Below are 22351 nucleotides of genomic sequence, written 5' to 3'. Positions count from 1 at the left end.
TGAATGCATCTAATTTCTACCAATTCGGTAGATTTGGCGCGGGTTCAACGGAGGCAGAAATGACCAAACCTCATTTCAGGAAACTGCTCGGCGCACTGGTCGCCACATCTGTCCAGTTCGGCACGCTCGGTTTCGCGTTTGCCGATACCACCATTCTCAACGTCTCCTACGATCCGACACGCGAGCTCTACAAGGCCTATGACGAAGCTTTCGTCGCCCATTGGAAGGCCGAGACCGGAGAGACGGTCACCGTCCAGCAGTCGCATGGCGGATCGGGCGCCCAGGCCCGCGCCGTGATCGACGGCCTCGACGCCGATGTGGTGACGCTGGCACTCGAAGGCGACATCAATGCCATCGTCTCGAAGTCGAAGAAGATCAATCCGGACTGGCGCACCAAATTCGAAAACAATTCGGCGCCCTACACCTCGACCATCATCTTCCTCGTGCGCAAGGGCAATCCCAAGGGCATTCACGACTGGAGCGACCTCGTCAAGGACGGTGTCCAGGTGATCACGCCCAATCCCAAGACGTCCGGCGGCGCGCGCTGGAACTATCTCGCCGCATGGGCCTACGCCAACGCCAATGACGGCGGCGACGAGACCAAGACCAAGGAGTTCGTCGGCAAGCTCTACGCCAATGCCCCGGTGCTCGACACCGGCGCGCGCGGCTCGACCGTGACCTTCGCGCAAAAGGGTCTCGGCGATGTGCTTATCGCCTGGGAAAACGAGGCCTATCTGGCGCTCGACGAGTTCGGTGCCGACAATTTCGACATCATCTACCCGCCGACCTCCATCCTGGCAGAACCGCCGGTGGCAGTGGTCGACGCCAATGTCGATGCCAAGGGCACGCGCAAGATCGCCGAAGCCTATCTGAGCTGGCTCTACTCCAAGGAAGCGCAGACGATCATCGCCAAGAACCATTATCGTCCTGCCAAGCCCGATCTGGTGCCGGCCGAGGACCTCGCCAAGCTGCCGCCGATCAAACTTGTAACCATCGACGATCCACAGTTTGGTGGCTGGAAAAAAGCACAGCCTTATCATTTCGGCGATGGTGGTATATTCGACCAGATCTACAAGCCCCAGTAAGCAGTCGATATTCAGGACGACATGACCACAGCACCCGCCCAAGCGGGGTGGCGATTCAGGCAGCCGAGCGTCATTCCGGGTTTCGGATTGACGCTCGGCTTCTCGCTTGCCTACCTCACCCTCATCATCCTCATCCCGCTATCCGGGCTGCTCTGGCGCTCGGCCGCCCTTGGCTGGCCTGAATTCTGGGCGATCGCCACCGATCGCCGCACCGTCAATGCGCTGAGAATCAGCTTCGGCACTGCCTTCGTCGCGGCTGCTGTCAACGTCGTCTTCGGCACGCTGGTCGCATGGGTGCTGGTGCGTTACCGCTTCCCCGGCCGCCGCATCGTCGATGCCATGGTCGATCTGCCCTTCGCCTTGCCGACGGCTGTGGCCGGCATCGCGCTGACCACGCTCTACGCGCCGAACGGCTGGATCGGCAAATTGCTGATGCCGCTCGGCATCAAGGTCGCCTATACCCCACTGGGTATCGTCATCGCGCTGATCTTCATCGGCCTGCCCTTCGTCGTGCGCACCGTGCAGCCGATCATGGAGGAGATCGACAAGGAAGTGGAGGAAGCCGCGGCCACCCTTGGCGCCAATCGTTTCCAGATCATCACCCGCATCCTGTTTCCGGGCCTGGCGCCGGCCATCGTCACCGGCTTCGCGCTCGCCTTCGCGCGCGGCGTCGGCGAATACGGCTCGGTCATCTTCATCGCCGGCAACTTGCCCTACAAATCAGAGATCGCGCCGCTGCTGATCGTCATCCGGCTGGAGGAATACAATTACCCGGCGGCAACCGCGATTGCGGCGATCATGCTCGCCCTGTCATTCATCATGCTTTTGGTCGTCAATCTCGCACAGTCGTGGAGCCGCAAGCGCTATGGCTGATCCGGAGATCAAATCCTACGAACCGCACCATGAAAGCCAATCGGCGGCGGTCACGGAAAGCCGCCCGGCGCGCCTGGCCCTGATGGCCGTCGCCTTTGCCTTCCTCGGCATTTTCCTGCTCTTGCCGCTGATCATCGTCTTCAACGAAGCCTTCGCCAAGGGCATCGGTGCCTACACCGAAGCGCTCGGCAATCCCGACACACGCTCGGCGATCCGGCTGACGCTGCTGGTCGCCGCGATCTCGGTACCGCTCAACATTGTGTTCGGCATCTCCGCCGCCTGGGCGATCGCCAAGTTCGAGTTCAAGGGCAAGGCCTTCCTGACCACGCTGATCGACCTTCCCTTCTCGGTCTCCCCGGTCATATCGGGCCTCGTCTATGTGCTTCTGTTCGGCGCCCAGGGGCTGCTCGGCACCTGGCTGAAAGCGCATGGCATCGTCATCCTGTTTGCCGTGCCGGGCATCGTGCTGGCCACAATCTTCGTCACCTTCCCCTTCGTCGCCCGCGAGTTGATCCCGCTGATGCAGGAGCAAGGCAATGGCGACGAGGAGGCAGCACTTTCGCTTGGCGCCAATGGCTGGCAGACCTTCTGGTACGTGACCTTGCCCAACGTCAAATGGGGGCTGCTCTACGGCGTGCTCCTGTGCAATGCGCGTGCCATGGGCGAGTTCGGCGCGGTCTCGGTGGTGTCGGGCCATATACGCGGCCTGACCAACACCATGCCGCTGCATGTCGAAATCCTCTATAACGAGTACAACGCCGTCGGCGCCTTCGCCGTCGCTTCATTGCTTGCGGGCCTGGCGCTCGTCACGCTGGTCTTGAAAACACTTCTCGAGATGCGCTACGGCGCCGAGATCGCCGCGACGCGCGGACACTGACAGAGGGATTTGCATGGAAGTTCGCGTTGCCAACGTGCGCAAGGAGTTTGACCGGTTTCCGGCCCTCCACGACGTGTCGCTCGATATCAAGTCGGGCGAACTGATCGCGTTGCTGGGGCCGTCCGGCTCCGGCAAGACGACGCTGCTCAGGCTGATCGCCGGACTGGAGCGGCCGACGCGCGGAAACATCTTCTTCGGCGACGAGGACGCCTCGCACAAGTCGATCCAGGATCGCAATGTCGGGTTTGTCTTCCAGCACTATGCGCTGTTCCGGCACATGACGGTGGCCGACAATATCGGCTTCGGCCTGAAGGTCCGGCACGGGCCGTCGCGCCCCCCGGCGCAGGAGATCCGCCGCCGCGCCTCCGAGCTTCTGGACCTTGTCCAGCTGTCGGGGCTGGAAAAGCGCTATCCGGCGCAGCTTTCCGGCGGCCAGCGGCAGCGCGTGGCGCTGGCGCGGGCCATGGCCATCGAACCCAAGGTGCTGCTGCTCGACGAACCGTTCGGCGCGCTTGACGCGCAGGTGCGCCGGGAATTGCGCCGCTGGCTGCGCGAAATCCATGACGCCACCGGCCACACCACCGTCTTCGTCACCCACGACCAGGAAGAGGCGCTGGAGCTTGCCGACCGCGTCGTGGTGATGAGCCAGGGTCGCATCGAGCAGGTCGGCACCGCCGACGACATCTACGACACGCCGAACTCGCCCTTCGTCTACGGCTTCATCGGTGAATCGAGCTCGCTTCCCGTCAAAGTCGAGAATGGCGAGATCTGGCTCGCCGACCGTCCGATCGGGCTTGCCGCGCCCAACGAGCCCTCGGGCGATGCGACGCTCTACTTCCGCCCGCACGATGTCGAATTGCTGGACGGCTGCAGCGGCTGCATCGCCGGCACGGTCGCCGCCAGCCGGCGCGTCGCCGGCACGCGCCGGGTCGAGCTTGAAATCGGTGGTGAGCGTCAGCGGGTCGAAATCGAGTTGCCGGTCGATCATCCCGCGGCGCAAAAAAGCCGGGTGGCGTTCCGCCCCGGCCGCTGGAAGCTTTTTCCGGCGGCTTGATTCTCGGCTCAAGCGCTACGCGAACCGGTTTTCGGCCTTCAGATTCCTGATCCGGGTGAACTCTCCCGTGTTGGGCTGCGGTTGTTGCGAAACAGCTTCGCCTCCTTGGGCGGCGTTGTTGAAAGACGGTTCTGGGGCATGGCGGCAGCTCTTTGTATATGCCTTTTGTATATGCCATGCAGCACCGCAAACAAGGCGCAGAAAAACTCCGACGAAGATAGCCATCTCCTGGAACAGAATTCCAACAGGTGCCAACTTAGGCGATATATTTTCCCACGACGAGGCCGCGAACCGACAGCGCATGCCTCGTCGCGCATGATACGTCACGGCTATGGTCCGACCATCAACGCATTGCATCGGAGCCTGTTTTCATGAAACGATTTTTCCTCGGGCTTGCCACCGTCGCCGGCCTGTTCCTTGCATCCTCCCAAGCCTGGTCGGCCGACAAACTGCTCAACGCATCCTATGATGTCGGCCGCGAACTGTTCGTGCAGGTCAACAAGGCTTTCATCGCCCAGCATCCGGGCGTCACCGTCGACCAGTCGCATGCCGGCACTTCGGCGCAGGCACGCGCCATCGCCGAGGGCCTTGGCGCCGACGTTGTTACCTTCAACCAGGTCATCGACATCGACTTCCTGGTCAAGAAGGGCCTCGTCTCGGCCGACTGGCAGAAGGATTTCCCTGACAATGCCTCGCCCTTCTATTCTCTGCCTTCGTTCCTTGTCCGCGCGGGCAACCCCAAGCACATCAAGGACTGGAACGATCTCGTGCGCGACGACGTGCAGGTGATCTTCCCAAACCCGAAAACATCCGGCAATGCGCGCTACACCTATCTGGCGGCCACCGCCTACGCCAAGGAAGCCTTCAAGGGCGATGACGCCAAGGTGAAGGAGTTCATCACCAAGCTGTTCAACAACGTGCCGATCTTCGACACCGGCGGCCGCGCCGCGACCACCACCTTCGTGCAGCGCGAGATCGGTGATGTGCTGATCACCTTCGAGTCGGAGACGCGCGGCATCCGCAAGGAGTATGGCGACGACAAGTTCGAGCAGGTTACGCCTTCGGTCAGCCTGCTGGCCGAATTCCCGGTCGCCATCGTCGACAAGGTTGCCGACGATCACGGCACGCGCGATCTGGCCAAGACTTATCTCGACTTCCTCTACACGCCGGAGGGCCAGGACATCGCCGCCCGCAACGGCCTCAGAGCCCGCGACGCCGCTGTGGCGGCGAAATACAAGGCCGATTTCCCCGATGTCCGGCTGCTGACGGTGGAAGACGTTTTCGGCGGCTGGGACAAGGTGCAGAAAGAGCATTTCGCCGCCGGCGGCCTGCTCGACCAGACCTACGGCAGCCGCTGAGGCAGCGATACCTGCACAGCAGACGAAAAAGCCGGCGCGCTGCCGGCTTTTTTCGTTTTTGAACGCCGATAACCTGGTTATCAGCGGAATATCCGCGTTCTCAGTGCAAAACGTTACAAAGAATCAACGCGTTTATGCCTAACGTGCAATTTGGTGGCTGTTTCGCGAAACATCATCGCGCGGCGAAGACGTCATTATTTGCACACAAACAGTCGCCAGATGCGAGTGGTTGGGGCTTTTATGGGTTGATCTGGGCATGCTGACAAAAAAAGGCAAATACGGCCTCAAGGCCCTTGTGCATCTGTCTGGCCTGCCGGCCGGCCAATTGGCCTTTGTCAATGACATCGCTGTGGCCAACAACATCCCGAAGAAATTCCTCGATGCCATCCTGGGCGAGTTGCGCAATGCCGGCTTCGTCCAGAGCCGCAAAGGCAAGGAAGGCGGCTACCGCCTTGCCCGGCCGGCCTCCGAAATCAAGATCGGCCATGTCGTGCGCGTGCTTGACGGGCCGCTGGCGCCGATCCCTTGCGCCAGCCGCACGCAGTATCAACGCTGCGAGGATTGCGACGAGGCGACCTGCCAAGTCCGCCACATGATGCTGGAGGTGCGGCAGGCAATCGCCGAAGTGCTGGATAATCGCAGCCTCGCCGCCATGCGCGATGCCGACAATGACGATTTCCCGGTCGAGCTGACGTCGCAGATCTAAACCACCGATTTCAAGCTGATCGCGTTCAGATAGAGATTCCTGCATTGAAGGAGAGGTTCTCCAAATCTCGGGTTGCGAAGCTCGAAATCACGGAGAACCTCATGCAGTTTTGGCCTATCCGTTCACATTAGACGCAGCCTCGAATACAGCGCGTGCGGACGTCGTACCCGCTACGTGCTCCGTACCCGCCACACCGAGGTCCATCCATCCCGCATTCACGGCCTCGAACATTTCTTCGGCAGGTCCGGAGTGACCCTTCGGGATGCCGAATTGCTCGAACGCTTCCGCCCACCCCGCACGCGGAATTGCAAAGGCTTTCACGGCGAGATTCAGGACTTCACCCAACTGCTCGGCGACTTCATCCGCGGTGACCATCGAACCGATCTCGACGATGCGCTGCCCTGACCACGTCGACCCGGTCAAAAGAGTTGCGACCTCTGCGCCGATGTCGTTCGTCGCAACCATGGTCGATTTCCGGTTTGTCGGATTGTAGTAGACCGGTAGCATTCCGCCCTGCGCGACCTGCAAGCCGTAGAGGAAATTTTCGAAGAATCCCCCCGCGCGCACAAATGCGGTTGGCGATGTCAGGCCGCGAAACCCTTGCTCCAGAAGCGACAAGGCCGCGATCACCCCGTGCCCGCTTGTTCTGTTCGCACCCATCGACGAAAGCGCAACCACTCGCGGCGGCGCTGCCTTGGTCAGAGCCTCGACATAGCTAGCAATCACGCTCCTCGCTTCTTTGTAATCGGGCGACGGCGCCCAGACAGGGGGCAACATGACGAACGCGCCTTCGACGCCTTTGAGGGCTCGCTCGATGGCTGCCGAATCATTCCAGTCGCCGTCTACCAGTTCCACGCCCTGGTTCGCCCAATTGGCCGCCTTGTCGCGATTGCGGACGAGTGCGCGTACCTCCTTGCCGTGCGCCAGCAGATGCTCTGCCGTTGCGCCGCCAACTTTTCCCGTGATTCCCATTACTAGGAACATGTGTTTTCTCCTGATGTCGGGGGACAGAGCTGCCCCTGTTGGTTCAATGGATGAGCGGCAGAATGGCCCGGATACGGGGATCGCGGAGATAGAGGCCGCCCCAGGTCATCGCGCCCAGAAGCAGGGAGATGATTTCCGGCGGCGACCCCAACTCACCGATGCGGAGATGGGCGCAGATGGCACCTCCCAAAAAGCCCGTCACCAGGATCGCGCCGAGGACGGCGGTGACCGGGATGGCGTAGAGGATGGCGCAGGCGAGGATGATCGGACCCACGACACGGGTCAGGTCCATCGCAAACCCGGTTTCCTGCAACATGCTGGCGATCTGTGCCGGCGCGAAAAGCTGAACAGTGCCATCTGCCGTCAGGGCGATGACGACAAACGCGCTCATGATCCGGCCGGCCCACGGGGCGCGATGCAAGGTCATAATTTCCGGTGTCTGATGCAGGTTCACAGTTTCGGACACTTGTCATTCTCCGATGGGGAGATCCCATATTCGAAGCTTACTGTGCCTCTCAAGTGTGATAAATGCCGGGAAAATAAACCAACTGTTCTCTTTTTGGGGAACAATCCGAGGCACGAAAATGCAGAATCTCGAACCCATCCTCATTTTCACAACCGTCGCGGAAATGGGGAGCTTCACCCGCGCGGCCGATAGCCTGGGCATCCAAAAGGGGAGAGCCTCAACGGCGGTCCGCAAGCTGGAAGAAGATGTGGGTGTCAGGCTTCTGCACCGGACGACGCGCAGCGTGCGGTTGACGGAGGACGGACGCGCATTTCATGCCCGCGCCCGCGATCTGCTTGCTGAAGTCGATGATCTGCACTCGATGTTCGCAGGCGACCGCGTGGCACTTCGCGGCCGTTTGCGGGTCGACCTTCCGACCGAAGTGGCGCGCACAACGATCGTACCGGCTTTGCCGGATTTCATGGCGGCTCACCCCGAGTTGGAGCTGGAGGTGTCGAGTACGGATCGGCAAGTCGATCTGGTTCAAGAGGGGTTCGATTGTGTATTGCGGCTTGGACCCATTCGCGACGAGACCCTGATTGCCCGCCCGTTGGGCCTGTTGCGCATGGCCAACGCAGCCAGTCCCGCCTATCTGGCGCGCTATGGCGTGCCTCGATCGCTGGAAGATCTCCAGCGTCAGGAACATAGGGCAATTCATTTTTCGACGCTGCTGGGCGCGCGACCCTATGGATGGGAATATCCGGACGGCGACAGCTACGCGACGCTTCAGTTGCTAGGTGCGCTACACGTCAACAGCGCACAGACCTACGAAGCAGCGGCCCTCGCCGGCCTTGGCCTGATCCAGGCGCCACTCTTGGGCATTGGCCGATACTTGGAGAGTGGAGCGCTTGTCGAGATCCTACCCGATTTTCGTCGCCGGCCGCTCGCCGTGTCCCTCGTCGTCGCACATCGGAGCAATCTATCGCGCCGAGTCCGCGCGTTCATGAAATGGATCGAAGATGTGCTGATGCCATATATGGAATAGCGATACGACTATCTTCGTCCGGCCTTCGAAATCAACACTTCGTAAGCGGCGCGCTTGTCTCAAGTCTAGGGCAAGCGAAATTTGCAGAAGTCTCGAGCGCGGACATGACCTTGCACGGCCCAAGCCGACGCGGTAAAGCGGGGTTCGAAGAACGGGCTGGACCGATGAGGCTGTGGTGGTTAGAAAAATCCCGCAAGGCCGCCCGCAAGCTGCCGTCGGCAGCCAGTTTCCGCACTGAAATCATCGCAGACGTCTTCGTCCCGGAACGGGCGGAGGATGTACGCTTCTTCAGCCGCAAGCTGGTTCGCCCTGGCCGGCTTCGCCGCTTTTCCAACAAGGATCTTCGCGAAGGCCTGCTGTCTATCTTCTATCTCGTGGTGGCGGCGGCACTGCCGGTGCGGTGGTGGGCGCCGATCTGCGGCCGCGTATCGAGGTTTCGCCTCAAGCGCCATATGCGCAAGGAATTCCCGGCCTACGCTGCCGCCACGCTCGCGGTGCTGGGCGATGGTATCGATGCACGCAAGCTGTTCGAGGGATTGCTGGCAGCGCGCCACCGCCGCCGCTTGCAGCTCGCCGCACATCTGGTGGCCGGCCGCTGGTCGCCGACGATCCGGCTGGAGGGGTTGGCGGGGCTGCGGTCGGCCTTGCAGCGCGGCCACGGCGCCATCCTCTGGTGCGATCAGTTCACCGCCCAGACCATCATCGGCAAGCGCGCGCTGTACGAGGCCGGTATCGAAGCGCATCAGGTGAGCGTCAACACCCACGGTATTTCCGAATCGGCGTTCGGCTTGCGTTTCCTCAATCCGCCGCTGATCGATGTCGAAAACCGGTTCCTGAAAAGCCGGGTCGTCTTTGGCCGCGACGACACCTATCAGGTCACCATCCGCATCCAGAAGATCCTGAAGCAGAATGGCGTGGTGACGATGACCAACACCGTCCACGCCGGCACGACTTTCACCGAGGCAGCCATGGGCGAAAGCGGCTGGACGCATCTCGCCTCGGCACCGGCGAATTTCGCCGCCAGGGGCGGGACCGCCCTGTTTGCCATGTCGACCTTCGAAGTGGTTCCCTTCATCGAATACCGGGCCGTGCTCAGCCCCGAGCTGACGCCGGAGGCATCTGTCAGCCCGGCAACGGACATGGCCAGGGATGGCGCCAAGAACATGACTGTGCAGGCGCACTACATCCTGCTCAAGCGCGACCGCCTGCTGGAAGCGCTGAAGCTCTACCCCGAGCAGATGCTGACGTGGTCCCGCCGGCAGCGGCTGACCGAGGTCTCGGACAGCATCGGCATCGGAATGGATGAAGGCTCATGACCGGCGTATCAGGCGGACCGCGGCGGCGACGAGCTCACCGACCGGGCGTGTGGCATTGAGTTTCGAGGCGCGCTCATCCGCAGCCGGCGGCTCGAGGATGGCGAACTGGCTGTCGACCAGGCTCGCCGGCATGAAGTGGCCCTTGCGGCTGCCGACGCGCTGCCTGGCCGTACCAGGGTCGATCTCCAGATAGAGGAAGACGATTTCCGGGCAGAAGCCGCTCAGCCGGTCGCGGTAGCTGCGCTTCAGCGCCGAGCAGGCGGCGACCACGCCGTTGCCCTGCCCCACCGACGCGGCGATGCGCTCGCCGATCGCGTTGAGCCAGCCTTCGCGCAGCTGATCGGTAAGCGGCTCGCCGCTTGCCATGCGTGCGACGTTTTCCGGAGGATGCAGCCTGTCGCCCTCGATAAAGGTAACGCCCAGAGCGGCGGCAAGCCCAACGCCCACCGCCGACTTGCCGCAGCCGGCGACGCCCATAACCACGATGGCCGGCACCGAGCCGGGGGCGCTCGTCGGCGCCTGTGCTGCCGCTTCGTCCACTGTCAGCGGCTTGCCGGCGCGCGGCCGTAGAGCAGCAGCATGGCGACGATGACGACACCGTAGATGATCTGCCGCCCCGCCTCCGGCATCTGCATGACCGACAAGATGGATTGCAGCAACGTGATGAGGATGACACCGGCGACAGTGCCGAGATAGGAGCCGCGCCCACCCAGGATCGAGGTGCCGCCAAGCACCACCGCGGCGATCGACGGCAGCAGATAAGCGTCGCCCATCGATTGCGCCGCCTTGGAGGCATAGCCGGCCAGAAGCACGCCGCCGAAAGCCGAGAGCCCACCGGAGACGGCGAAGGCGATCATCACCACGCGCCTTGTGTCGATGCCGGAGAGATAGGCCGCGCGCTCGCGGTTGCCGATGCCGTAGACGGTGCGGCCGAAGCCGGTCCGCGTCAGCACGAACACCATCGCGGCCCCGATCAGCGCCCAGATGATGACGGCGTTGGGCACGCCCGGAATGGCGAAACCGGTCGCCAGGTAGCGCATCGCGCCCGTCGCCGAATCCTGCGGCGAGAAGCCGCCGGTGTAGACCACCATCAGCCCCTGCGCGACAGCGTTGGTGGCCAATGTGATGATCATCGAGGGGATGCGCAGATAGGCGACGCCGATGCCGTTGACGACGCCGATCAGCATGCCGCAGATGATGCCGAACGGGATGGCCAACGCCACGCCGACCGGGCCGTACGCCGCCGCGGCGCAGGCCATCATGGCGCCCGCCGCCACCGCCCACGGCACCGACAGGTCGATCTGGCCGAGCAGGATGACCAGCATCATGCCTGTCGCGATGACGCCGAGGAATGAAGCCACCTTGAGCTGCTGCAGGAGATATTCAGGCGACAGGAAGCTTCTGGAATAGAGGCTGCCGAAGAACAGCAAAAGCACGATGCAGGCAAAGGCCGTCAGCACCGCCGGATCGGCGCGGCGGATGAATCTTGGCATGCGGCCGGCAATGCCGCCAAGCGTCGTTTCGCTCACAGGAACCACTCCAGCCGGTTGCGGACCCGAAACAGGGCGAAGGCGCCGAGGCTGACGGCGACCAGCAGGATAACGCCCTGGAACAGCGGCTGCCAGAGCGGATCGAAATCGAAGACGAACAACAGGTCGCCGATCGTGCGGAAAGCCAGTGCGCCGAAGATGGCGCCGATGGCGCTGCCCTTGCCGCCGAACAGCGAAACCCCGCCGAGCACCACGGCGGCGATCGAAAACAGCGTGTAGGAGTTGCCGCTGGCATAGGCCGCCTCACCCGTATAGGTGAAGAAGGTCAGGAACAGTCCGCCGATCGCCGCCAGCAGGCCGGCCAGCGTGTAGGCGGCGAACTTGCCGCGCCGGATCGGCACACCCGACATGTAGGCCGCCGTCTCCGATGAGCCTGCCGCGTAGGCGGCGCGGCCAAGCACCGAGCGGCTGAACGGCACCCAGATCACCAGCACGATGGCCAGCAGCACGACGAGACTTGCCGGCACCACGCCGAACACACGGCCGGTCAGCGCATCGGCCAGGTCCTCATTGACCGAGCCGCCCGGAAATGGCCGCAGCAACAGGCCGATGCCGTAATAGACGGCGCCTGTGGCAATGGTGGCGACAATCGGCTGCAGCCGGCCATAGATGACGATGGCGCCGTTGATGGCGCCGCACAGCAGCCCCACCGCCAGCACGGCGATGACGCCGAGCGTCGTCTGCATCGGCGTTCCCACCACCAGCCACGAAGCCAGGCAGTTGGTGAGGAGAAAAATCATGCCGACGGACAGGTCGATGCCGGCGGTGATCACCACTAGCGTCTGCGCCATGGCGACGAAGGCGAGCAGCACGCCCTTGTTGGCCGCCGTCTGCACCACATTGGCGGTGAAGCCGGCCGGATGGTTCGAGGTGTAGATGACGAACATGACAATGAAGATGCCGAACGCCAGCAGCGTTCCGCGCTGCTCGGCCAGCCAGTAACGCCAATCCTTCATGCGCCCACTCCCAGGCCCACCGGGCTGTCCTCGCCATGGATGTTGAGCGCGCTTGATATCAGCGCCCGCTCGGTGATCTCGGCGCCGACCAGCTCGCGCTTGACCGCTCCGTCGTAGAGCACCAGCACACGGTCGCAGCAGCCGATCAGCTCGTCATAGTCGGTCGAGTAGAACAGGATCGCCGCACCCGCGTCGGCCAGTTTGCGCATCAGCTGGTACAGCTCCTGTTTGGTGCCGACGTCGATGCCGCGCGTCGGATCGTTGAGCAGGATGATGCGCGGCTGGCGCATCAGCCATTTGGCGATGACCACCTTCTGCTGGTTGCCGCCCGAAAGCGCGCCGACCGGAATGTCGAGGCCCGCCGTCTTGATCGCCAAAAGGCCGACCATGTCGTCGATCAGCCGCTGCTCGGCGGCACGGTCGATGATGCCGGCTTTCGACAACCGGTCGAGGGCGGCGAAGGACAGGTTCTCGCGCACCGTCATCGGCAGCATCAGACCTTCGGTCTTGCGGTCCTCGGGAATGAGCGCCATGCCGATGCCGTCGTCGCGCGCAACGGATGGACTGGTGATCGACACAGGCTTGCCGTCGATCAGGATCTGGCCGCTGAGGCCGCGCAGCACGCCGAAGAAGGCGAGCAGCAATTCGCGCTGGCCCTGGCCGTCGAGGCCGCCAAGGCCGACCACCTCACCTGCCCTGACGGTCAGCGAGATGTCGTGCAGCCGGTCGGCCCATGAGAGCTTGCGGGCCTCGAGCCTGGGGGCCGCGGCGGCAGGCACGGCCGTCGGCTTGGGCGGAAAGATATGGCTGTATTCGCGGCCGATCATCAGTTCGACCACCTCATTGTCACTCTTCGAGCCGGCTGGATAGCTGGCGACATTGCGGCCGTTGCGGAACACCGTGCACTGATCCGCCAGTTCGGCGATCTCGTTCATGCGGTGCGAGATGTAAAGCAGCGCCAGCCCTTCCGAGCGCAGCCGCTTGAGCACCGCGAAGATCTTCGAGACATCCGCGGCAGTCAGCGCGGAGGTCGCCTCGTCGAGGATAAGGATGCGCGGCTTGCGTGCCAATGCCTTGGCGATCTCGACCATCTGCCGGCGCGACAATGGCAGGTCCTTGACCAGCGCCAGCGGGTGGATGTCGGCGGCGCCGGCACGAGCAAGTGCTTCTTCGGCGATGCGGCGCTGCGCCTTGCGGTCGATCATGCCGAAGCGTTTGGGCGGGTCGGAAATGACGATGTTGTCGGCAACGCTTAGCTCGGGGACAAGCGACAGTTCCTGGAAGATGCAGACGATGCCGGCCTTGTTGGCGGCACCCGGAGAAGCGAAGGTCGCCTCGCGCCCGTCCAGCGTCATGCGGCCCTCATCGGGCGCCACGACACCTGCCATGACCTTGATCAGCGTCGACTTGCCGGCGCCGTTTTCGCCGAGAATGGCGTGGATGCTGCCGGCTTCGACAACAAGCTCGGCTTTTTCCAGCGCGCGTACACCGCCATAGCGCTTGGATATGCCTTCCATACGAAAGAGCGGAGCCGCACCGTCCATCGGCCCTCCCAGGGCGATTGTGGAATTGAGACAAACGCCGCGGCTCAAGCCGCGGCGCCAGGTGACAGCCAGCGATGATTTACTGGTTTTCCTTGGTCTGACCCATGATTTCCTGGGCGCTGAAATTGATGCCGCAGGTCGGGAAGGAATTGCCGACGAAGAAATTGTCGGATTCCTTGGGGAAGTAATCCGTGCCTTCCTTCATGTTCGGGTCTTCGGCGATCGCCAGCGGCAGCTTCACCTCTTGTGGCACGACTTCGCCTTCGAGTGCGGCGATCGCGGTCTTGATGGCGACGGCGACCTGAGCCGGGCCCGAGCCCGCGGACGAGCACTTCAGCCCGTCGGCTGAATGCGCGGCGCAGAACTTGCGGAAGCCGTTCTCGGTCTCGCCGCCAAACGGCACGAACGGATGCTTGGCGTCGATCATCGCCTGCACGATGCCGGTGTCGCCGCCCTGCCCGGTGATGCCGTCGAACGGACCGTTGGTGGCGATCGCATCCGCAGTCACCTTCTGCGCCACGCCGTCATCCCATTTGCCGGCGACTTCGGTCACGTCCCACTTCTTGCCGGACGCATCGAAGACCTCGTGGATGCCGTTGTGACGATCGGTGTCGACGGAGGTGCCGGCGACGCCGCGCACTTCCAGGATCTTGCCGCCGTTCGGTATCTTGCCGACCAGCCACTTGGCCCACAATTCGCCAAGACCCTTCTGATCGACATTGACGTTGATGGCGTCCTTGGTGTCGAGAATGTTGTCGAAGGCGACCAGCACGATGCCCGCTTCCTTGGCACGCTTGATGACCGGACCGAAGGCCGTCGGGTTCTGGGCGTCGGTGACGATGGCGTCATAGCCGGAATCGATGAAATTGTTGATCGCCGAGATCTGTGCCGGCACGTCCTCGCCCGTCGAGACGACCTTGAATTCCTTGATCTTGGCTTTGACTTCAGGTTGCGCGGCGTAGGCCTTGGCCGTCTGCACCATCTGGATGCGCCAGGTGTTGGCGATATAGCCATTGGCGAAGGCGATGCGGAACGGCCCTTCCTTCTTGGGATATTTGAAGAATTTGGTCTCCGCGCTCCACGGCGCGAAACAGTCCGCCTGAGCGGCGGGACCCGACACGATTTCGGGTCCGGCGGCCATGGCGGCCGAATTGAGCATGACGAATGCAGTGGCGGCAACGACGCCACCAACGAGTGACTTGATCATCGATAATCCTCCCGATTGCAGTTCTGATTGTTCGTTTCGCAATGCGAATTTTTCGCGCGATGGACCGGCACCTCCCGCCTTGCCATGCGCTTCCTCGGCCGCCCGTGATGGCCGACCCGGTACCTCCCTTGTCGCCGCCAGCGGGGCGAAAACTATCATATTATCCATAATAAACAAGTATTAGTTGTCGCTTATGTATAATAAACAGGTGCGACCTGTCGTTCATGCAACTGCCTGTAGGAGATGGTAGCGCTACCAAATTGGCGTGTAAACCGGCATTCGCACAGTCGCTTCTGTGCGTTTCAACGCGCCGTGCTCTCGCGGCGCTTGAGCTCGAAACCGAGATCTACGATCCGTTGCTCCGGTCTTTTGCCGGCGATCGCAGCAAGCGCCATGGCGACGGCACGCCGGCCGATCTCATAACGATGGGTGCGGATGCTGGTGACCGAAGGAAACGCCACCTGCATCATGTCGAGATCGTTGAAACCGACGATGCCGATCGTCTTCGGCACCGCGATCGAGGCGCGATGGCATTCGAACAAGACGCCGAGCGCGATGTCGTCATTGTTGCAGAACACCCCGTCGAGTGTCGGCACCTTGGCCAGCGCGTCGCGGAACATCTCGCGGCCGAGCGACACGCTGGACAGCACCGGCGTGGTGGTGACGAGGCGCGGGTCGAACAGGCCCGCGGCCTCCATCGCCGCGCGATAGCCGGCAAGGCGCCGCTGCGAACGCGGATCCATGCGCGCGCCGATGAAGCCGATGCGGCGATAGCCGGCCTCGATCAGATGCTCGGTCGCCGCCCTCCCGCCATCGAGATGCGAGAAGCCGACCATCATGTCGACCGGATCGGGACCGGTTTCCATCACCTGCACCACAGGGCAGCCGGCACTTTCCAGCAGCTTTCGCGAAGCCGGCGTCTGATCGATGCCGGCGACGATCAGCGCCGCTGGCCGTTGCGAACCGAACAGCTGCAGCAGCCGCTCTTCCTCGAGGCCGGAATAGTGGGTGTTGCCAAGCTGGATGCGGAACGGGCTGGCCGACAGGCTGTCATAGATGCCGCGCACCACCTCGGCGAAGACGTTGTTGGTAAGCGACGGCACCAGCACGCCGAACACCTCGGCGCGCGCCGAGGCCAGCGCCCGGGCATTCGGGTCCGGCACGTAGCCCAGTTCGTCGACGGCGGCCTGGATCTGGCGGCGCAGCTCTTCGGACACACGCTCCGGCTCGCGCAGGGCGCGCGACACGGTGATGGCGCCGACGCCGGCCTTGCGCGCGACATCCGCGATGGTCGGGCGGCCGCCGCCCCGGCGCGTGCGCAGCTTGGTCAAAATCGAGTCCTCGCAAGATACAGATCGGAAGCCATCGCGCCCGCAGCCGTCATATGTTGTCAAAGTGGGATATTTATCCGCGCGCTTCCTTCTCGACGCTAGGTCAATGTCCGCTCCCCAAAGAGAAAAATCAGCAGAGAAAGAAGACCAAACGAGACTAAAAATCCGGCCCATGCTCCAAACAGGAGCTTGCGAAGCGATCGGAATTCGTCAGCAACAAGAAATCTGTTGAAACGGCTATTCCTGCGGCCGGCTCGCTCGCTCCAACCAAGTGATCTTTCCTCAGTAGTGTCTACAAGCGCCCCGGTTCTGCCGAGCACCAGGATAATCGAATAGAAAATTGCGGCGGCGCCTGCGAGGCATCCCGCGGTGCAGGCCCACACCGCTATTGTTAGAAGAATGGGCTTACCGTGAAGATCGAGATGCATTTTGTGCGCCCGGAATAAGGCTTAAGCTGCAACCGTCAATGATCGCCGCGACCGCCACAATAACAGAACGATAGCCAGTATATTCAAGATATTCCAGGCAATGCCGTTCAGGAACGCAGCCGCATAAGAGCCGGTCAAATCGTAGATCCAGCCCGACATCCAGCCGCCGATCGCCATGCCGAAGATGGTCGCCATCATGACGATGCCGATACGCTGGCCGGCCTCTCTGGCCGGCATGTAATCGCGCACGATGATCGCGTAGCAAGGCACGATGCCGCCCTGCGACAGGCCGAACACCAGTGACACCACATAGAGCGAGGCAAGCCCGTCGAACGGGATGTAGAACAGCAGCGACAGGCACTGCAGGACCGAGCCGATCATCAATGTCCACACGGCGCCGATACGGTCGGCGAGGAAGCCGGACGCCAGCCGGCTGACGACGCCGCCCGCCATCCTGATCGACAGCATGTCGGCGCCATGTGCGACGCCGTAGCCAAGGTCCATGCAATAGGCGACGATATGCACTTGCGGCATCGACATCGCCACGCAGCAGCCGAGCCCGGCGACGACCAGCAGCACCTGCAAGGCCGCCGGCGACAGCGAGATCGGCTGCACCGACCGGCTTCCGGGCGAACCCGCGACGGCCGCCTCCGGGGCACCGCGCCGCAGCATCAGCACCAGCGGCACCATTGTCACCAGGCAGAAGATGCCGATTGCCGCATAGGTGAAGCGCCAGCCCTCCGCCTTCATCAGCGTCGGCATGATGGTCGGCCACAACGCCCCGGCAAGGTAATTGCCGGCCGCCGCCGCCGTGACCGCAACACCGCGACGGCGGTTGAACCAGTGCGAGATATCGGCGATCAGCGGCCCGAAGATCACCGACGTGCCGATACCGATCAGCACCCCCTGGGCAAGCGTGAATTGCAGGATCGAGGTCGACAGCGCCGCGAGCAGCAGGCCCGCGGAAAGCGTAATCGAAGAGATCAGCGCCGGGATCCAGTAACCCATCCGGTCGATGGCGCGGCCGACCAGCACGTTGCCGGCGGCGAAACCGACCATGGTCGCCGTGTAAGGCATGGACGCCGCGGCGCGGTCGACGCCGAACTCGGCCTGCACGGCGGGCAGCACGACGACGACAGCCCACATGCCCACGGCGCCGATCGTCGCCAGCAGCATCGAGATGGCAAGCCGCATCCAGGCATAGGAGCTGTCGATGCCGGGGCCGGGCTGGAGGCTGTCGGTTCGGGTCAAGGCGTTTCCTGTCGGCGGTCTCGGAGATCGGCTGCCGTTTGCGCCACTATCGGCGCATTCTCAGGCCGCAGCAGCGCCACAGCGGGCAAATCCGTGGCTCCAGAGCCAGGGCGGAACCGATGCCGATGTGCGGAGTTTCCCGGCAACCACCCCGCAAAGGAGTCCTGCGATGACCGCCACCAGGAAAAAATGGTCGGCCGAGGTGACCGAGCACAGCAACGCAATGGATCTTGAGGATCACGTCTTCGAATCCGACGACGCCAGGAAGATCGCCGCCTCGCTGAAACGATCCGCCGAACACAGCCACAGGCGCAAGGCCGAGCCTTTTCAATCCGCCATGTCGATGCTGAATTTTTACATCAACCGCGCCGGCAAGAACTTGCCTGCCGCGCGCAAAAAAGTGCTTGAGGACGCCAAGGGCGAGCTGCGCAGCGCCTTCGGACGTGACAAGGATGATTAGCGGCCGGTCCAGCCCTACCGGGCGCGGATGACGCCGTCTGTGTTGGCGAGCAGTTTGCGCACAGCATTGCGCGCCGCGTCGGGGCGCTGCAGGCGGATGTTCTTCTCGATCGCCTCGTGCAGCTTCTGCGCGTGGTTGAGATCGTCGATCTCCCGTGTCGTATAGGCAAAGAGATGATCGAAGGCGGATTCGATCAGTACGCCGAGCGGCACCAGCAGGTCGTTGCCCGAAGCCCGCAGGATGGCGAGATGGAAGCGCGTGTCGGCGCGGGTCCGCTCCTGCAGGCTCGTCGCCGCGCCCATCTCACGGCAGGCCAGGCTGATCTCGGCCATCTGCTCGTCGGTTCTTCGCATCGCGGCGAACGCGGTCGCTTCCGGCTCGATGATATGGCGGAATTCCTGCACCGTCTTGAGGAACACTTCGCGGTCCGGCGACGTCGCGTACCAGGCCAGCACATCGCGATCGAGCAGGTTCCAGCGTTCCTTCGGCTCGACCCAGCTGCCGATCTTGGGACGTGAGGCCAAAAGGCTCTTGGCCATCAGCATCTTGATCGCTTCGCGCACCGCCGAGCGGCTGACGCTGAAGGTCTCCGACCATTTCGCTTCATTGGGCAGGATGGTGCCAGGCGGATAATCGCCGCGCACGATCCTGAGGCCAATTTCACTGGCCAGCGAGGCGTGGACGCTGGAGCCGGGAATACGCGCGGCGTCCGCCCGGCGAACGCCGCCCGGACGGTCCCCGGAGGCCGCTTTCCCCAACGATTCTTCCTTGTTCGGCTTCGCGTCCCGCATGGGGTCCAGAAAGTCCGTATTGAGCAGGCTGTCAAGCGCGGCAAGCGGCTTGCATCGCAAAGCTGCCCGCTGTGCACAGATCAGCCCCGATCCGCCGCTTGATTGGCATGTCGATATTCAGGTCAGGCCGAGCCGAGAATGATGGATTTCGAGAACCGGAGCGCAGCGTACTTTTGGGTACGTAAGCACCGGCCTATGCCGACCGTAGCCTTGACTGTCACCGTCCCTCATAAGTGCTTCGGCCGGCGAAGGCCGGAAGCGCAGAAAGCCGTCATTCGCAGGCCGGCATCACCTGAATGTCGACATGCCTAGGCCTGCTTGACGTATTTGCGCCAGCTATGCTCCGGGCGGAAGCCCAGCACGTCACGCGCCTTGCGGTTGGAGAGCAGCGTCTCGTATTCGCCGAGTTCGGCCTTGACCGGCACGCCGGGGTAGAACCGCTTCAAGAGTTCGGCTGTCGGCAGGTCGGACGAGGTGTCGTCATTGGCCGCGTTGAACACCTGAGAGCCGAGCCCGTCCTTCTCTATGGCGCGCAGCGTGATCTGGCCAAGGTCGCGCGCGTCGACATAGCTCCAGGCGATGCGCTTGCGGAAACCCGGATCGGCGAACCATTTCGGAAACAGCGAATATTCGTGCGGCTCGATGACGTTGCCGATGCGCAGGGCATAAATGTCGGTGCCGTTGCGCTGCGCGAAGGCCCGCGCCGTCTTCTCGTTGACGACCTTGGACAAGGCATAGCTGTCCATCGGATCGACGTCATACTCCTCGTCGAGCGGGAAATATTTTGGATCGCGCGGCTCGTTGGCGAAGACCAGCCCATAGGTGGTCTCGCTGGAGGCGATGATTACCTTTCGGATACCGAGCTTAACTGCCGCCTCGATGACATTGTAGGTGCCGAGCGCATTGATGCGGAACACCTCGTTGTCGGTGGTGATCATGATGCGCGGGATGGCGGCGAAATGCACCACCGCATCGACCGGCTGCGGACGCAGCGAGGGGTCGAATTCATGCAGGCCCATATAGCTCGACAGTGCGTTGAACACCTGCCCGCTGTCGGTGATGTCGGTGATCAGCGTGCGCACCTTGGGGTTGTCGAGCGGCCTGGTGTCGATGTTGAGCACCTGGCAGCCTTGCTCGACCAGATACTGGACGACATGGCGTCCGGCCTTGCCGCTGCCGCCGGTGAACATGATCCGCTTCGTCATTTTGCTCTCCACATCCTCAGGAATTTATGTGTATTGTCAGACAATATCGCCATCCGCAACCACCCACGCCTGCAAAACGGCAGCGCCTGACATCAATCATTGCAACAGGACTTGAAGACATGAACACGACTGCCGCGAGCGAAAAGATCGGCTTCATCGGGCTTGGCCTGATGGGCCACGGGATCGCCAAGAACATCGTCGACAAGGGCTACAGCCTGACCTTTCTCGGCCGCAAGAACCGCAAGCCGGCGGAAGACCTGCTTGGCCGCGGCGCCACCGAAGCATCGACCTCGCGCGATGTGGCGGCGGCATCGACAATCGTCTTCATCTGCGTCACCGGTTCGCGCGAGGTCGAAGCCATCATTCGCGGCCCGGGCGGCCTCAAGGAGGGTTTGAAGAAAGGTTCCGTCGTCGTCGACTGCTCGACCTCCGACCCCGTCTCGACCATTGCGCTTGCCGCTGAACTCAAGGCGCTCGGCATCGATTTTGTCGACGCACCGCTCAGCCGCACGCCGAAGGAAGCCTGGGAAGGCACACTCGACGCCATGGTCGGCGCGCCGGACGCCCTCTTTGCCAGGGTGAAACCGGTAATCGAAACCTGGGCCGGCCGCATCGTCCATATCGGCGACACCGGCGATGGCCATCGCATGAAGCTGCTCAACAATTTCATCTCGCTCGGCTACGCCGCGATCTATTCCGAGGCACTGGCACTGGCTGAGAAGGTCGGCATCTCGCCGCCGCGCTTCGACAGCGTCATCCGCAATGGCCGTATGGATTGCGGCTTCTACCAGACCTTCATGCGCTGGACGCTGGAAGGTGACCGCGACGCGCACAAATTCACCATCGCCAATGCCTTCAAGGACCTGACCTATCTGGAATCGATGGCGGGTGCGGCCGGCATTGCCAACCCGCTCGGCAACGCCACCAAGAACGCCTTCGCCGGTGCCCACGCAACCGGCCCGGCCGAGCAATTCGTACCGATGCTGGCAACACATATCGGCAAGGTGAACGGCGTCGACCTGATGCCGATGAAGGATGGCAAGAAGCAGACCATTTAACCGATTGCCCAACGCAGGCGCCGATCACCGCCTCCAGCGCCCGATCCCTTCATCGGTATCCGCAAGCAGCTTGTGCACGGCGTTGCGCGCCGCGGCCGGGCGCTGCAGGCGGATGTTCTTTTCGATCGCCTCATGCAGCTTCTGCGCCTGGCGCTGATCGGCGACCTGCTGTGTCGTGAATGCGAAGAGATGGTCGAGCGCCGACTCGATCAGCACGCCGAGCGGCACCAGAAGGTCGTTGCCGGAGGCGCGCAGGATGGCCAGATGAAAGCGCGTATCGGCGCGGATACGCTCCTGCAGGCTCAAGGCCTCGCCCATCTCGCGGCAGGCCTGGCTGATTTCCGCCATTTGCTCGTCACTGCGCCGTATGGCGGCAAAGGCCGATGCTTCCGGCTCGATGATATGACGAAACTCCTGCACGGTTCGCAGGAACGCCTCGCGGTCGGGCGCCGTCGCGTACCAGGCCAGCACGTCGCGGTCGAGCAGGTTCCAGCGCTCCTTCGGCTCGACCCAGCTGCCGATCTTGGGGCGTGAGGCCAACAGGCTTTTCGCCATCAGCATCTTGATGGCTTCGCGCACCGCCGAACGGCTGACATTGAAGATCTCGGCCCATCTGGACTCGTTGGGCAGGATGGTGCCGGGCGGATAGTCGCCACGCACGATCCGCAGGCCAATCTCGCCGGCCAGCGAGACATGGACGCTCGCTCCCGCAAAATGCGCGGCACCGGCCTTGCGCATGACAGCCGGGCCGTGGCCGGCTTGTGCCTTGGCCCGGTCGGTTCGCTTGCTTGACTTCTCGTCCGGCATCCACGTTCCAATGCGTCGAC

23 protein-coding genes are annotated in these 22351 nt (G+C 62.8%); 10 read left to right on the top strand and 13 right to left on the bottom strand.

What is annotated here, in order from left to right; genetic code table 11:
- Positions 1–59: 59 nt before the first annotated feature.
- The 6 genes from AC0NIL_RS15840 (at position 60) to AC0NIL_RS15815 (ending at position 5953) form a co-directional block, all read left to right on the top strand.
- Positions 60–1085: a sulfate ABC transporter substrate-binding protein gene (locus tag AC0NIL_RS15840; protein WP_275952698.1), complete on the top strand. Its 1026-nt coding sequence runs from the start codon at positions 60–62 to the stop codon at positions 1083–1085.
- 21 nt (positions 1086–1106) lie between these two features.
- Positions 1107–1958 carry a sulfate ABC transporter permease subunit CysT gene (cysT, locus tag AC0NIL_RS15835; RefSeq protein WP_275952697.1) on the top strand — a complete coding sequence of 284 codons (852 nt, stop codon included), beginning with the start codon at positions 1107–1109 and terminating at the stop codon, positions 1956–1958.
- Positions 1951–2835: a sulfate ABC transporter permease subunit CysW gene (gene cysW, locus AC0NIL_RS15830; RefSeq protein WP_013530874.1), complete on the top strand. Its 885-nt coding sequence runs from the start codon at positions 1951–1953 to the stop codon at positions 2833–2835. The genes cysT and cysW overlap by 8 nt, the downstream gene beginning before the upstream one ends.
- 13 nt (positions 2836–2848) lie before the next feature.
- On the top strand, positions 2849–3889 hold the full coding sequence (locus AC0NIL_RS15825) for a sulfate/molybdate ABC transporter ATP-binding protein (RefSeq protein WP_013530873.1): 1041 nt from the start codon (positions 2849–2851) through the stop codon (positions 3887–3889).
- A 371-nt stretch (positions 3890–4260) separates the two neighbouring features.
- Complete coding sequence (locus tag AC0NIL_RS15820) at positions 4261–5247, top strand: sulfate ABC transporter substrate-binding protein (protein ID WP_013530872.1); 987 nt, start codon at positions 4261–4263, stop codon at positions 5245–5247.
- A 256-nt stretch (positions 5248–5503) separates the two neighbouring features.
- Positions 5504–5953: an RrF2 family transcriptional regulator gene (locus AC0NIL_RS15815; RefSeq protein WP_013530871.1), complete on the top strand. Its 450-nt coding sequence runs from the start codon at positions 5504–5506 to the stop codon at positions 5951–5953.
- Positions 5954–6067: 114 nt separating this feature from the next.
- Here the strand turns inward: AC0NIL_RS15815 and AC0NIL_RS15810 are convergent, their stop codons facing one another.
- The gene (locus tag AC0NIL_RS15810) at positions 6068–6937 is read right to left on the bottom strand and encodes an NmrA family NAD(P)-binding protein (RefSeq protein ID WP_027160686.1); all 870 of its coding nucleotides are present in this window, start codon (positions 6935–6937) and stop codon (positions 6068–6070) included.
- A gap of 43 nt (positions 6938–6980) precedes the next feature.
- The gene (locus AC0NIL_RS15805; RefSeq protein ID WP_473572067.1) at positions 6981–7403 is read right to left on the bottom strand and encodes a DoxX family protein; all 423 of its coding nucleotides are present in this window, start codon (positions 7401–7403) and stop codon (positions 6981–6983) included.
- Positions 7404–7521: 118 nt separating this feature from the next.
- On the opposite strand from AC0NIL_RS15805, the gene AC0NIL_RS15800 reads away from it, so the two are divergent.
- Both AC0NIL_RS15800 and AC0NIL_RS15795 read left to right on the top strand, forming a co-directional pair.
- On the top strand, positions 7522–8427 hold the full coding sequence (locus tag AC0NIL_RS15800) for a LysR family transcriptional regulator (RefSeq protein WP_473572069.1): 906 nt from the start codon (positions 7522–7524) through the stop codon (positions 8425–8427).
- Positions 8428–8591: 164 nt separating this feature from the next.
- Entirely contained in the window at positions 8592–9743 is a 1152-nt protein-coding gene (locus AC0NIL_RS15795; protein WP_473572071.1) for a hypothetical protein, read from the top strand.
- On the opposite strand, the gene AC0NIL_RS15790 is transcribed toward AC0NIL_RS15795, so the two are convergent.
- The 8 genes from AC0NIL_RS15790 to AC0NIL_RS15755 all read right to left on the bottom strand — a co-directional run bounded on the left by AC0NIL_RS15790 (position 9738) and on the right by AC0NIL_RS15755 (position 18010).
- Positions 9738–10283 carry a gluconokinase gene (locus AC0NIL_RS15790; RefSeq protein ID WP_027160689.1) on the bottom strand — a complete coding sequence of 182 codons (546 nt, stop codon included), beginning with the start codon at positions 10281–10283 and terminating at the stop codon, positions 9738–9740. The two genes, AC0NIL_RS15795 and AC0NIL_RS15790, sit on opposite strands and share 6 nt — an antisense overlap.
- A 2-nt stretch (positions 10284–10285) precedes the next feature.
- A complete protein-coding gene (locus tag AC0NIL_RS15785; RefSeq protein WP_013530866.1) occupies positions 10286–11272 on the bottom strand; it encodes an ABC transporter permease in 987 nt (328 codons plus the stop codon).
- Positions 11269–12249 carry an ABC transporter permease gene (locus AC0NIL_RS15780; RefSeq protein ID WP_013530865.1) on the bottom strand — a complete coding sequence of 327 codons (981 nt, stop codon included), beginning with the start codon at positions 12247–12249 and terminating at the stop codon, positions 11269–11271. Before AC0NIL_RS15780 ends, AC0NIL_RS15785 begins: the two co-directional genes overlap by 4 nt.
- Positions 12246–13793 (bottom strand): sugar ABC transporter ATP-binding protein, encoded by a 1548-nt coding sequence (locus AC0NIL_RS15775; RefSeq protein ID WP_027160690.1) that lies wholly within the window; start codon positions 13791–13793, stop codon positions 12246–12248. The genes AC0NIL_RS15780 and AC0NIL_RS15775 overlap by 4 nt, the downstream gene beginning before the upstream one ends.
- A 79-nt stretch (positions 13794–13872) precedes the next feature.
- Entirely contained in the window at positions 13873–15000 is a 1128-nt protein-coding gene (locus AC0NIL_RS15770; protein ID WP_013530863.1) for a sugar ABC transporter substrate-binding protein, read from the bottom strand.
- A 302-nt stretch (positions 15001–15302) separates the two neighbouring features.
- On the bottom strand, positions 15303–16331 hold the full coding sequence (gene gntR / locus AC0NIL_RS15765) for an HTH-type transcriptional regulator GntR (RefSeq protein ID WP_064993865.1): 1029 nt from the start codon (positions 16329–16331) through the stop codon (positions 15303–15305).
- Positions 16332–16429: 98 nt separating this feature from the next.
- The gene (locus AC0NIL_RS15760; protein WP_032898595.1) at positions 16430–16759 is read right to left on the bottom strand and encodes a hypothetical protein; all 330 of its coding nucleotides are present in this window, start codon (positions 16757–16759) and stop codon (positions 16430–16432) included.
- A 21-nt stretch (positions 16760–16780) separates the two neighbouring features.
- On the bottom strand, positions 16781–18010 hold the full coding sequence (locus AC0NIL_RS15755; RefSeq protein ID WP_473572073.1) for an MFS transporter: 1230 nt from the start codon (positions 18008–18010) through the stop codon (positions 16781–16783).
- A 169-nt stretch (positions 18011–18179) separates the two neighbouring features.
- On the opposite strand from AC0NIL_RS15755, the gene AC0NIL_RS15750 reads away from it, so the two are divergent.
- Positions 18180–18470 (top strand): DUF3175 domain-containing protein, encoded by a 291-nt coding sequence (locus tag AC0NIL_RS15750; RefSeq protein ID WP_027160693.1) that lies wholly within the window; start codon positions 18180–18182, stop codon positions 18468–18470.
- Positions 18471–18484: 14 nt separating this feature from the next.
- Here AC0NIL_RS15750 and AC0NIL_RS15745 read toward each other — a convergent pair whose 3' ends face one another.
- Together AC0NIL_RS15745 and AC0NIL_RS15740 are read right to left on the bottom strand one after the other, a co-directional pair.
- Positions 18485–19261 carry a FadR/GntR family transcriptional regulator gene (locus AC0NIL_RS15745; protein ID WP_127366138.1) on the bottom strand — a complete coding sequence of 259 codons (777 nt, stop codon included), beginning with the start codon at positions 19259–19261 and terminating at the stop codon, positions 18485–18487.
- Between the two features lie 308 nt (positions 19262–19569).
- Positions 19570–20466, bottom strand: a complete 897-nt coding sequence (locus tag AC0NIL_RS15740; RefSeq protein ID WP_473572075.1) for an NAD-dependent epimerase/dehydratase family protein — start codon at positions 20464–20466, stop codon at positions 19570–19572.
- A 119-nt stretch (positions 20467–20585) separates the two neighbouring features.
- Between AC0NIL_RS15740 and AC0NIL_RS15735 the strand changes: the two genes are divergently transcribed.
- The gene (locus AC0NIL_RS15735; RefSeq protein ID WP_013530857.1) at positions 20586–21524 is read left to right on the top strand and encodes an NAD(P)-dependent oxidoreductase; all 939 of its coding nucleotides are present in this window, start codon (positions 20586–20588) and stop codon (positions 21522–21524) included.
- A gap of 24 nt (positions 21525–21548) precedes the next feature.
- Here AC0NIL_RS15735 and AC0NIL_RS15730 read toward each other — a convergent pair whose 3' ends face one another.
- On the bottom strand, positions 21549–22331 hold the full coding sequence (locus tag AC0NIL_RS15730; RefSeq protein WP_024501539.1) for a FadR/GntR family transcriptional regulator: 783 nt from the start codon (positions 22329–22331) through the stop codon (positions 21549–21551).
- Between the last annotated feature and the right edge of the window lie 20 nt (positions 22332–22351).

This window comes from Mesorhizobium sp. WSM1343 (assembly GCF_055901535.1).
This window is presented reverse-complemented; position numbering and strand designations above follow the sequence as displayed.